Genomic DNA, 12,480 nt, shown 5'->3' with positions numbered 1-12,480 from the left:
AGGCCCCTTGATAGATGTAAATAACTTTGAATATATGAAGATTGGACTTGCTTCACCTGACAAGATTCGTTCTTGGTCATACGGTGAAGTTAAGAAACCAGAAACTATTAACTATCGTACGTTAAAGCCTGAAAAAGATGGCTTGTTCTGCGAGCGTATTTTCGGACCACAAAAGGACTGGGAATGTCATTGCGGAAAATACAAACGTGTACGTTATAAAGGTGTAGTTTGTGATCGATGTGGCGTTGAAGTAACGCGTGCAAAAGTACGTCGTGAACGTATGGGTCATATCGAATTAGCTGCTCCTGTATCTCATATTTGGTATTTCAAAGGTATCCCGAGCCGCATGGGACTTGTCTTAGACATGTCCCCTCGCGCGCTTGAAGAAGTAATTTATTTCGCTTCTTATGTTGTAACAGAAAGTGGAGATACACCACTTGATAAGAAGCAATTACTTTCTGAAAAAGAATACCGTGCATATCGTGATCGATATGGTAGCACATTCCAAGCTGCTATGGGTGCAGAAGCAATTAAAAAGCTACTACAAGACATCGATTTAGATAAAGAAGTAGACTTCTTAAAAGAAGAATTAAAAACAGCACAAGGACAACGTCGTACTCGTGCTATTAAACGTCTAGAAGTATTAGAAGCATTCCGTAACTCTGGAAATGAACCGTCTTGGATGATCTTAGATGTTCTACCAGTAATCCCACCAGAACTACGCCCAATGGTACAGTTAGACGGTGGACGTTTTGCTACTTCTGACTTAAACGACTTATACCGTCGTGTAATTAACCGTAACAACCGTTTAAAACGTCTATTGGACTTAGGTGCACCAAGCATCATCGTTCAAAACGAAAAACGTATGTTACAAGAAGCTGTAGACGCATTAATCGATAATGGTCGTCGTGGCCGTCCAGTTACTGGGCCAGGTAACCGTCCATTAAAATCACTATCTCACATGCTTAAAGGTAAACAAGGACGTTTCCGTCAAAACTTATTAGGTAAACGTGTTGACTACTCTGGTCGTTCTGTAATCGTTGTAGGACCGAACTTAAAGATGTATCAATGTGGATTGCCAAAAGAAATGGCGCTTGAATTGTTCAAACCTTTCGTAATGAAAGAGTTAGTTGAAAAAGGATTAGCACATAACATTAAGAGTGCGAAACGTAAAATCGAGCGTGTACAACCTGAAGTTTGGGACGTTTTAGAGTCTGTGATTAAAGAACATCCAGTACTTCTAAACCGCGCACCAACACTTCACCGTCTTGGTATCCAGGCGTTTGAACCTACATTAGTAGAAGGTCGCGCAATCCGTCTTCACCCACTTGTATGTACTGCATACAACGCGGACTTTGACGGTGACCAAATGGCCGTTCACGTACCTTTATCATCAGAAGCTCAAGCTGAAGCTCGTCTTCTTATGTTAGCGGCACAAAACATCTTGAACCCGAAAGACGGTAAACCAGTTGTTACTCCATCTCAGGATATGGTATTAGGTAACTATTACTTAACACTTGAGCGTGAAGGTGCAATCGGTGAAGGTATGGTCTTCAAAGATGCAAACGAAGCATTGCTTGCATATCAAAATGGATATGTTCATCTTCATACACGTGTTGCAGTAGCTGCAAGTGCAGTAAACAACGCAACATTTACTGAAGAGCAAAAGAGTATGCTTCTATTAACAACAGTTGGTAAATTAATATTTAACGAAATCTTACCAGAGTCGTTCCCTTATATTAATGAACCAACAAATTCAAACCTTGAAAAAGAAACACCAGCGAAATATTTCGTTGAAAAAGGTGCGAACATTAAAGAAATTATTGCTAGTCGCGAAGAAGTGGCGCCATTTAGCAAGAAGATCCTTGGTAACATCATTGCGGAAGTGTTCAAACGTTTCCAAATTACAGAAACGTCTCGCATGCTTGACCGTATGAAAAACTTAGGATTCAAGTACTCTACAAAAGCTGGTATTACAGTTGGGGTATCTGACATTCTTGTATTAGGCGAAAAAGATGAAATTCTCCACGAAGCACAAGCAAAAGTAGATAATGTAATTAAACAATTCCGTCGCGGTTTAATCACGGAAGAAGAACGTTACGATCGCGTTATCTCTATTTGGAGTAATGCAAAAGATGTTATCCAAGGAAAACTGATGAAATCCTTGAATAAACGCAACCCAATCTTCATGATGAGTGACTCAGGTGCCCGTGGTAACGCATCTAACTTTACTCAGCTTGCTGGTATGCGTGGTCTTATGGCCAATCCATCTGGTCGTATCATCGAACTTCCAATCAAATCGAGTTTCCGTGAAGGTTTAACAGTACTTGAGTACTTCATCTCTACGCATGGTGCGCGTAAAGGTCTTGCCGATACAGCACTTAAAACTGCCGATTCTGGTTACTTAACACGTCGTCTTGTTGACGTTGCACAAGATGTAATCGTTCGTGAAGATGATTGTGGAACAGATCGCGGTTTATTAATTGGTGCGATTAAAGAGGGTAATGAAGTTATCGAGTCATTATATGATCGTCTTGTTGGACGTTTTGCAAGAAAAACTGTAAAACATCCTGAAACAGGTGAAGTATTAGTTGCTGAAAATCAATTAATTACTGAAGATATCGCTCATATCGTTGAAAATTCGGGTGTTGAAACTGTAAACATTCGTTCAGCGTTTACGTGTAACACTCGCCACGGTGTATGTAAGAAGTGTTACGGTCGTAACTTAGCAACTGGAACAGACGTAGAAGTAGGAGAAGCGGTAGGTATTATCGCAGCTCAATCTATCGGTGAGCCAGGTACACAGTTAACGATGCGTACATTCCATACAGGTGGGGTTGCCGGAGATGATATCACTCAAGGTTTACCTCGTATCCAAGAGATCTTCGAAGCTCGTAATCCGAAAGGTCAGGCAGTGATCAGTGAAATCGACGGTGTTATCGCAGCGATCAACGACGTTAAAGATCGCCAAGAAGTAGTTGTACAGGGTGAAGTTGAAGCTCGTACGTATGCTATTCCTTACGGTGCTCGTCTGAAAGTAACTCCAGGACAGCCAATTAGCCACGGTAAAGAGTTAACAGAAGGTTCTATTGATCCGAAAGAATTACTAAAAGTAACGGACATTACGGCGGTTCAAGAATACTTATTACGTGAAGTTCAAAAAGTATACCGTATGCAAGGGGTAGAAATTGGTGACAAACACGTAGAAGTAATGGTACGTCAAATGTTACGTAAAGTTCGTGTAAGTGATGCAGGTGAAACGGATGTATTACCAGGAACATTACTAGATATCCATCAGTTCACTGATGCGAATGCTAAGGTCTTACTGCAAGGTAAGCAACCAGCAACAGCTAGACCTGTTCTACTTGGTATTACAAAAGCTTCACTTGAAACAGATTCATTCTTATCTGCAGCATCGTTCCAAGAAACAACTCGTGTCTTAACTGATGCAGCAATTAAGGGTAAACGTGATGAACTTCTAGGATTAAAAGAAAATGTTATTATCGGTAAACTTGTTCCTGCTGGAACAGGTATGAATCGTTATCGCAAAGTGGATCTTGTAAAAACAACACAAGATGACATGAATGTAGAAAACGATGAGGTTTATGTGGAACAGTAAAATTTTCCGGCATAAATTTTGTATAAAAACAATTAATCTTAGTTGACATTGTATGAGTCAAAATGTTACTATAATCAAGGTTGCTCCTGAACGATGCTTTGGAGGATATTTATATGTCTTATCAAAAAGTATCAACTGCTGAAAATGTAGTCGTTGGTCATAAACGCACATTGGAAGCAATCAAACATGGTACAGTTAAAGAAGTTGTCATCGCAGAGGATGCTGACATGCGGTTAACCCATGCTATCATTCGTGTTGCAATGCAATATAACGTGCCCATAACAAAAGTTGAATCAGTTCGTAAGCTTGGTAAAGCTTCGGGGATTCAAGTGGGAGCTTCAGCAATAGGAATAATAAGTTAAAACTGTTTTTGTGAGGAGAGAGCATTTGCTCTTCCTTGCAAAAACTTTGTTTTCAACTAATAATGAACCACCTGGATATGTGGTCATACAAACATGCGAAGGGAGGATAATCAAATGCCTACTATTAACCAATTAGTGAGAAATGGTCGTACTGATAAAGTATGGAAATCTAAATCACCTGCGTTAAACAAAGGTTTTAACTCTTTAAAGAAAAAATCAACTGATATCTCTGCACCTCAAAAACGTGGTGTATGTACTCGTGTTGGTACAATGACTCCAAAGAAACCTAACTCAGCGTTACGTAAATACGCTCGTGTACGTTTAACAAACGGTATCGAGGTTACAGCTTACATCCCAGGTATCGGTCATAACCTACAAGAGCATAGCGTAGTATTAATTCGCGGTGGTCGTGTAAAGGATTTACCGGGGGTACGTTACCACATCGTTCGTGGTGCGCTTGACACAGCTGGTGTTGACAAACGTATGCAAGGACGTTCTAAATATGGTACTAAGAGACCAAAACCTGCTAAAAAATAATTACTTTAAAATGAAAGGAGGAACTCAATATGCCTCGTAAAGGACCTGTTGCGAAACGTGACGTGTTACCAGATCCAATGTACAATTCGAAGCTAGTAACACGCCTTATCAACAAAATGATGGTTGACGGTAAAAAAGGTAAATCTCAAACAATTCTTTATAATGCGTTCGATATCGTAAACGAACGTACTGGTAAAGAGCCAATGGAAGTATTCGAGCAAGCTCTTAAGAACATCATGCCTGTTCTTGAAGTACGCGCTCGTCGTGTTGGTGGTGCTAACTACCAAGTTCCAGTTGAGGTTCGTCCAGAACGCCGTACAACTTTAGGTCTTCGTTGGTTAGTAAACTACGCTCGTCTTCGTGGTGAAAAAACTATGGAAGAGCGTCTTGCTAACGAAATCTTAGATGCAGCTAACAACGCTGGTGCATCTGTTAAGAAACGTGAAGACACTCATAAAATGGCAGAAGCTAACAAAGCATTTGCTCATTACCGTTGGTAGGATTCAACGTAAAATAAATGTAAGCATAAACCGCTTTATTTGTCGCTTATGGAAGTGTGGAGAGGGAGAATGCCTCTCCCTTTCATCGGGCGCTCGTTTTACATAATGAGAGTACTGGACATACTGACATGTGTAACAATATAAAGTGGCTTTTTTGCTACTTAAAATAAAAAAATCCAATCCATATATGGAAGGAGCAAGACACCAAATGGCAAGAGAGTTCTCTTTAGAAAACACTCGTAATATTGGTATCATGGCTCACATCGATGCTGGTAAAACAACAGCAACTGAGCGTATTCTGTACTACACAGGACGTATTCATAAAATCGGTGAAACTCACGAAGGTGCATCTCAGATGGACTGGATGGAGCAAGAGCAAGAGCGTGGTATCACAATTACTTCTGCTGCAACTACAGCACAATGGAAAGGTCATCGTGTAAACATAATTGATACTCCAGGACACGTAGATTTCACAGTAGAAGTAGAACGTTCTTTACGCGTACTTGATGGCGCTGTAGCAGTACTTGATGCGCAATCTGGTGTAGAACCACAAACAGAAACTGTTTGGCGTCAGGCTACTACTTACGGCGTACCTCGTATCGTATTCGTTAACAAAATGGATAAGATCGGTGCAGATTTCTTATACTCTGTAGGAACAATCCACGATCGTTTACAAGCAAACGCACATCCAATTCAGTTACCAATCGGTGCTGAAGATGAGTTCAATGGTATCATTGACCTTGTTGAAGAGTGTGCTTACATGTACGGTAACGATTTAGGAACAGACATTCAACGTGTTGAAATTCCTGAAGAGCACAAAGAATTAGCTGAAGAATACCGTGGAAAACTTATTGAAGCGGTAGCTGAGCTTGATGAAGAAATGATGATGAAGTACCTAGAAGGTGAAGAAATCACTGTAGAAGAGCTTAAAGCTGGTATCCGTAAGGCTACAACTTCTGTAGAATTCTTCCCAGTAATCTGTGGTTCTGCATTCAAAAACAAAGGTGTTCAAATTCTGTTAGACGCAGTTATCGACTACCTTCCATCTCCACTAGATGTACCTGCTATTAAAGGTACTCTACCGGATACAGATGAAGAAGTAGAACGTAAGTCTAGCGATGAAGAACCATTCGCAGCTTTAGCATTCAAAATCATGACTGACCCTTATGTTGGTAAGTTAACGTTCTTCCGTGTGTACTCTGGTGTGTTAAACTCTGGATCATACGTGAAAAACTCAACTAAAGGTAAGCGTGAGCGTGTAGGTCGTATCCTACAAATGCACGCTAACAGCCGTGAAGAGATTTCAACAGTTTACGCTGGTGATATCGCTGCTGCTGTAGGTTTAAAAGATACTACTACTGGTGATACTCTTTGTGACGAGAAGAGCCTTGTTATCCTTGAGTCTATGGAATTCCCAGAGCCAGTTATCTCTGTAGCTATCGAACCAAAATCTAAAGCTGACCAAGATAAAATGGGTACAGCATTATCTAAGCTTTCTGAAGAAGATCCAACATTCCGTGCTCACACTGACCAAGAAACTGGCCAAACTATCATCGCTGGTATGGGTGAACTTCACCTTGATATCATCGTTGACCGTATGCGCCGTGAATTCAAAGTGGAAGCAAACGTTGGTGCTCCTCAGGTAGCATACCGTGAGACTTTCCGCGCTGCTGCGAAAGTTGAAGGTAAGTTCGCTCGTCAATCTGGTGGTCGTGGACAATTCGGTCACGTTTGGATTGAGTTTGAACCTAACGAAGAAGGTAAAGGATTCGAATTCGAAAACAAGATCGTCGGTGGTGTAGTTCCTCGTGAATACATCCCAGCTGTTGGAGCAGGTCTTGAAGATGCACTTAAAAATGGTGTACTAGCTGGTTATCCACTAGTTGACATTAAAGCTGCATTAGTTGACGGATCTTACCATGATGTCGATTCATCTGAGATGGCGTTCAAAATCGCTGCATCTATGGCACTTAAAGCTGCGGTTTCTAAATGTAGCCCAGTAATTCTTGAGCCAATGATGAAAGTTGAAGTTGTAATTCCTGAAGAGTACATGGGTGACATTATGGGTGACGTAACATCTCGTCGTGGACGTGTAGAAGGTATGGAAGCTCGCGGTAACGCACAAGTTGTTCGCGCTATGGTTCCACTTTCTGAAATGTTCGGTTATGCAACGTCATTACGTTCTAACACTCAAGGACGCGGAACATTCTCTATGGTGTTTGACCACTATGAAGAAGTACCAAAGTCTGTTTCTGAAGAAATTATCAAAAAAAATAAAGGTGAATAATTGATTTTTATCGATTGTTCAAGTATAACTACTTATGTAAGCTTAGAAAGTGGGACGTAAGTTTCACTTTCTAGTCTAAATATAAAATAACCTATATAAACTAAGGAGGAATTTAGAATGGCTAAAGCTAAATTCGAACGTTCTAAACCCCATGTTAACATCGGTACAATCGGCCACGTTGACCATGGTAAAACTACATTAACTGCTGCGATCACTACAGTTCTTGCAAAAGCTGGTGGTGCTGAAGCACGCGGATACGATCAAATCGATGCTGCTCCAGAAGAAAGAGAGCGCGGTATCACAATCTCAACTGCACACGTTGAGTACGAAACTGAAACTCGTCACTATGCACACGTTGACTGCCCAGGTCACGCTGACTATGTTAAAAACATGATCACTGGTGCTGCTCAAATGGACGGCGGTATCTTAGTAGTATCTGCTGCTGATGGCCCAATGCCTCAAACACGTGAGCACATCCTTCTTTCTCGTCAAGTAGGTGTTCCTTACATCGTTGTATTCTTAAACAAATGCGACATGGTAGATGACGAAGAATTATTAGAATTAGTAGAAATGGAAGTTCGCGACCTATTATCTGAATACGGATTCCCAGGCGACGACATTCCTGTAATCAAAGGTTCTGCTCTTAAAGCTCTTCAAGGAGAAGCTGATTGGGAAGCAAAAATCATTGAATTAATGGCTGAAGTTGATGCTTACATCCCAACTCCAGAACGTGAAACTGACAAACCATTCTTAATGCCTGTAGAGGACGTATTCTCTATCACAGGTCGTGGTACAGTTGCTACTGGTCGTGTTGAGCGCGGTATCGTTAAAGTTGGTGACGTAGTAGAAATCATCGGTCTTGCTGAAGAAAATGCTTCTACAACTGTAACTGGTGTAGAGATGTTCCGTAAACTTCTTGACCAAGCTCAAGCTGGAGACAACATCGGTGCTTTACTTCGTGGGGTTGCTCGTGAAGACATCCAACGTGGACAAGTACTTGCAAAAAGCGGTTCTGTAAAAGCTCACGCTAAATTCAAAGCTGAAGTTTTCGTATTATCTAAAGAAGAAGGTGGACGTCACACTCCATTCTTCGCTAACTACCGTCCTCAGTTCTACTTCCGTACAACTGACGTAACTGGTATCATCCAATTACCAGAAGGTACTGAAATGGTAATGCCTGGTGACAACATCGAAATGACTATCGAACTTATCGCTCCAATCGCTATCGAAGAGGGAACTAAATTCTCTATTCGTGAAGGTGGACGTACAGTAGGTTACGGTGTAGTTGCTACTATCGTTGAGTAATCTTAACTGATATAAAAAAACCTAAGGGATTTCCCTTAGGTTTTTTGTTTGTGTTTATACAAGAGAGAAGAGAGTATTTTTTTGTTTTGACGAGTTTCTTCTATAGTAATATAAAAAAACAAAAGATAATCCAGAAACTGTAAAATGAATTCTGTTAGATGAAAACTTGAAATTCTTTAAAGTGCCATGTATAATAGCAAAAGTAGAGAAAAGCGGATGCAAACAAAAAGATGCTTGCATCTAGACGAATAACATTGTATAATAGACAATGTTGGTCTTTGACTGCGATGAAGTGGAAGGTTGCTGACACACCCGGCCGCTTTGCCATGGCATGGTGTGGGGAAATTTCCATGGAGAAGGTCTATTTTAGAAATAGGCGAACGAAGGAGGGAAAATAATGGCAAAAGAAAAAATTCGTATCCGTTTAAAAGCTTACGATCACCGTATTCTTGATCAGTCAGCTGAGAAAATTGTAGAAACAGCTAAGCGTTCTGGGGCAACAGTTTCTGGTCCGATCCCATTACCAACTGAAAAAACTGTTTACACAATTCTTCGTGCTGTTCATAAGTACAAAGATTCTCGTGAGCAATTCGAAATGCGCACGCACAAACGTCTAATCGACATCGTGAGTCCTACTCCACAAACAGTAGATTCATTAATGCGTTTAGACTTACCATCTGGTGTAGATATCGAAATCAAACTATAATTTATATAACTTAAAAATGTAGGAGGTGTAACTCATGACCAAAGGAATCTTAGGAAGAAAGATCGGTATGACTCAAGTATTTGCTGAGAACGGTGAGTTAATCCCAGTAACAGTTATCGCTGCTAATCCAAACGTTGTTCTTCAAAAGAAAACAACTGAAACTGATGGCTACAATGCAATCCAGTTAGGATTTGAAGATAAACGTGAAAAGTTAACTAACAAACCTGAACAAGGCCACACTGCTAAAGCATCTACAACTCCTAAGCGCTTCATTCGCGAAATCCGCGATGCAGACGTGGACGGATTAGAGGTTGGTCAAGAGGTAAAAGTTGACGTATTCGCTACAGGTGAAATCGTTGATGTAACAGGAATTTCTAAAGGTAAAGGTTTCCAAGGTGTTATCAAACGCCACGGACAATCTCGCGGACCTATGTCTCATGGTTCTCGCTATCACCGTCGTCCAGGTTCAATGGGCCCAGTTGCTCCGAACCGTGTATTCAAAGGCAAAAAACTTGCTGGACGTATGGGTGGAGACCAAGTTACTATCCAAAACTTAGAAATCGTTCAAGTTGACACTGAGCGCAACTTATTACTAGTAAAAGGTAACGTTCCAGGTGCTAAGAAATCTCTTGTAGTTGTTCAAGGCGCTGTGAAGGTTAGCAAATAATTCACAATAGGAAGGAGGAATTCCAATGCCAAAAGTTACTGTATATAACCAAACTGGTTCACAGGTTGGTGAAATCGAATTAGCTGAAGCTATTTTCGGTATCGAACCAAATGAAGCTGTACTTTTCGAGGCTGTAATGATGCAACGTGCATCTTTACGTCAAGGTACACACAAAGTAAAAACTCGCTCTGAAGTTCGCGGTGGTGGTCGTAAACCATGGCGTCAAAAAGGAACTGGACGTGCTCGTCAAGGGTCTATCCGCTCTCCTCAATGGCGTGGTGGTGGTACGGTATTCGGACCTACACCAAGAAGCTATGCGTACAAACTTCCTAAGAAAGTTCGTCGTTTAGCAATCAAATCTGCATTAGCTACTAAAGTAGTTGAGAACAACATTGTAGTTCTTGAGGACCTAGTGTTAAATGCACCAAAAACAAAAGATATGCTAGCAGTACTTAAAGGATTAACTGTTGAGAAGAAAGCTCTTATCGTAACTGCTGATGCAAACGAATCTGTAGAGTTATCTGCTCGCAATATCCCTGGAGTAACAGTAATCACTGCTGATGGCGTAAACGTTTTAGACGTGCTTCATCATGATAAGCTAATCATGACAAAAGCGGCAGTGGAAAAAGTAGAGGAGGTGCTTGCATAATGAGAGATCCTCGTGATATCATTAAGCGCCCAGTTATCACTGAACGTTCTATGGAAATGATGGCTGAAAAAAAATACACGTTCGATGTGGACGTTAAATCTAATAAAACAGAAGTTAAAGATGCTCTTGAAGCGATCTTTGGTGTTAAAGTAGAAAAAGTGAACATCATGAACTACAAGCCGAAAGCAAAACGCGTTGGTCGTCACGCTGGTTTTACTAGCCGTCGTCGTAAAGCAATCGTTAAGCTAACTGCTGACAGCAAAGAAATCGAAATCTTCCAAGGCGTTTAATTCTTACTAAAGAAGGAGGGAAATTGAGATGGGAATCAAAAAGTATAATCCAACTACTAACGGTCGTCGTAATATGACTACGAATGATTTCGCTGAAATCACGACTGATAGACCCGAAAAGTCATTACTTGCTCCTTTAAGCAAGAAGGCTGGTCGTAATAACCAAGGTAAAATCACTGTACGTCATCAAGGTGGCGGACATAAGCGTCAATACCGTATCATCGACTTTAAGCGTAACAAAGATGGAATTCCAGGACGCGTTGCTACGATCGAATACGATCCAAACCGCTCTGCGAATATCGCATTAATTAACTACGTTGACGGTGAAAAACGTTACATTCTTGCTCCTAAATCTTTAGAAGTAGGTATGGAAGTTATGTCTGGCCCAGAAGCTGACATTAAAATCGGTAACGCATTACCATTAATCAACATTCCAGTAGGTACTGTTGTTCATAACATCGAGCTTAAGCCTGGTCGTGGCGGACAATTAGTTCGTTCTGCTGGTACATCTGCTCAAGTACTTGGTAAAGAAGGTAAATACGTACTTGTACGTTTAACTTCTGGTGAAGTACGTCTTGTATTATCTGCTTGTCGTGCTTCAATCGGTCAAGTAGGTAACGAACAACACGAACTTATCAAAATCGGTAAAGCAGGTCGCTCTCGCTGGTTAGGTAAACGCCCAACAGTTCGTGGTTCTGTAATGAACCCTGTTGATCACCCACACGGTGGTGGTGAAGGACGTTCTCCAATCGGACGTAAGTCTCCAATGTCTCCATGGGGTAAACCAACTCTTGGATTCAAGACTCGTAAGAAAAACAAAGCGTCTGACAAATTTATCGTTCGTCGTCGTAAAAAATAATGGGATTGTAGTACGGTTCATTTCTAGAACCGTACGCCAATCACGAAGGGAGGCACCAAAATGGCTCGTAGCTTAAAAAAAGGACCATTTGTCGATGATCACTTAATGAGCAAAATGGAAAAATTAGTTGCATCTGAGCAAAAACAAGTTGTTAAAACTTGGTCTCGCCGTTCAACAATCTTCCCTCAGTTCATCGGACACACAATCGCTGTATATGATGGTCGTAAACACGTACCTGTGTACATCACTGAGGATATGGTTGGCCATAAGTTAGGTGAATTCGCACCAACTCGTACGTACAAAGGTCACCTTGCTGACGATAAGAAAACTAGAAGATAATGAGAGGAGGCACTTCAATGCAAGCTAAAGCAGTAGCGAGAACAGTTCGTATTGCTCCTCGTAAAGTTCGTTTAGTAGTAGACTTAATCCGAGGTAAGCAAGTGGGTGAAGCGATTGCTATCCTTAACCACACACCAAAAACTGCTTCTCCAGTTGTAGAAAAAGTTTTAAAATCTGCAATCGCAAATGCAGAGCACAATTATGAGATGGACATTAACAACCTAGTTGTAGAAAAAGTTTTCGTTGACGAAGGTCCAACGTTAAAACGTTTCCGTCCACGTGCAATGGGTCGTGCAAGCCAAATTAACAAACGCACAAGCCACATCACAGTTGTGGTATCAGAAAAGAAGGAGGGATAAT

Annotated in this window: 13 protein-coding genes; all 13 read left to right on the top strand. The window is 41.0% G+C overall.

Annotation, left to right across the window (positions count from 1 at the left end; genetic code table 11):
• Positions 1-7 precede the first annotated feature (7 nt).
• The 13 genes from rpoC to rplV all read left to right on the top strand — a co-directional run bounded on the left by rpoC (position 8) and on the right by rplV (position 12,479).
• Positions 8-3,619 (top strand): DNA-directed RNA polymerase subunit beta', encoded by a 3,612-nt coding sequence (gene rpoC, locus MKY38_RS21685; protein ID WP_000567939.1) that lies wholly within the window; start codon positions 8-10, stop codon positions 3,617-3,619.
• Positions 3,620-3,732: 113 nt separating this feature from the next.
• A complete protein-coding gene (locus tag MKY38_RS21680) occupies positions 3,733-3,981 on the top strand; it encodes a ribosomal L7Ae/L30e/S12e/Gadd45 family protein (protein WP_065223392.1) in 249 nt (82 codons plus the stop codon).
• Positions 3,982-4,095: 114 nt separating this feature from the next.
• Positions 4,096-4,518 carry a 30S ribosomal protein S12 gene (gene rpsL / locus MKY38_RS21675; RefSeq protein ID WP_001142341.1) on the top strand — a complete coding sequence of 141 codons (423 nt, stop codon included), beginning with the start codon at positions 4,096-4,098 and terminating at the stop codon, positions 4,516-4,518.
• Positions 4,519-4,547: 29 nt separating this feature from the next.
• The gene (gene rpsG / locus MKY38_RS21670) at positions 4,548-5,018 is read left to right on the top strand and encodes a 30S ribosomal protein S7 (RefSeq protein ID WP_001137491.1); all 471 of its coding nucleotides are present in this window, start codon (positions 4,548-4,550) and stop codon (positions 5,016-5,018) included.
• 208 nt (positions 5,019-5,226) lie between these two features.
• Positions 5,227-7,305: an elongation factor G gene (gene fusA / locus MKY38_RS21665; protein WP_000090370.1), complete on the top strand. Its 2,079-nt coding sequence runs from the start codon at positions 5,227-5,229 to the stop codon at positions 7,303-7,305.
• A 117-nt stretch (positions 7,306-7,422) separates the two neighbouring features.
• A complete protein-coding gene (gene tuf, locus MKY38_RS21660; protein ID WP_001029614.1) occupies positions 7,423-8,610 on the top strand; it encodes an elongation factor Tu in 1,188 nt (395 codons plus the stop codon).
• Positions 8,611-9,007: 397 nt separating this feature from the next.
• A complete protein-coding gene (gene rpsJ, locus MKY38_RS21655; RefSeq protein WP_001040596.1) occupies positions 9,008-9,316 on the top strand; it encodes a 30S ribosomal protein S10 in 309 nt (102 codons plus the stop codon).
• A gap of 34 nt (positions 9,317-9,350) precedes the next feature.
• Positions 9,351-9,983 carry a 50S ribosomal protein L3 gene (gene rplC / locus MKY38_RS21650; protein ID WP_000160207.1) on the top strand — a complete coding sequence of 211 codons (633 nt, stop codon included), beginning with the start codon at positions 9,351-9,353 and terminating at the stop codon, positions 9,981-9,983.
• 25 nt (positions 9,984-10,008) lie between these two features.
• Positions 10,009-10,632, top strand: coding sequence for a 50S ribosomal protein L4 (gene rplD, locus MKY38_RS21645; RefSeq protein ID WP_001127258.1), 624 nt, complete (start codon positions 10,009-10,011; stop codon positions 10,630-10,632).
• Entirely contained in the window at positions 10,632-10,922 is a 291-nt protein-coding gene (gene rplW, locus MKY38_RS21640) for a 50S ribosomal protein L23 (RefSeq protein WP_001205558.1), read from the top strand. Before rplD ends, rplW begins: the two co-directional genes overlap by 1 nt.
• Positions 10,923-10,950: 28 nt before the next feature.
• Entirely contained in the window at positions 10,951-11,781 is an 831-nt protein-coding gene (gene rplB, locus MKY38_RS21635) for a 50S ribosomal protein L2 (RefSeq protein WP_000511583.1), read from the top strand.
• A gap of 60 nt (positions 11,782-11,841) precedes the next feature.
• Positions 11,842-12,120, top strand: coding sequence for a 30S ribosomal protein S19 (rpsS, locus tag MKY38_RS21630; RefSeq protein WP_000124454.1), 279 nt, complete (start codon positions 11,842-11,844; stop codon positions 12,118-12,120).
• A gap of 17 nt (positions 12,121-12,137) precedes the next feature.
• The gene (gene rplV / locus MKY38_RS21625) at positions 12,138-12,479 is read left to right on the top strand and encodes a 50S ribosomal protein L22 (RefSeq protein ID WP_001148024.1); all 342 of its coding nucleotides are present in this window, start codon (positions 12,138-12,140) and stop codon (positions 12,477-12,479) included.
• Position 12,480 lies beyond the last annotated feature (1 nt).

It is taken from the genome of Bacillus sp. FSL R5-0585 (assembly GCF_038004545.1).
GTDB lineage: Bacteria > Bacillota > Bacilli > Bacillales > Bacillaceae_G > Bacillus_A > Bacillus_A cereus.
Note: the sequence above shows the minus strand (reverse complement) of the source record. Positions and strands in the feature narration are given on the sequence as shown.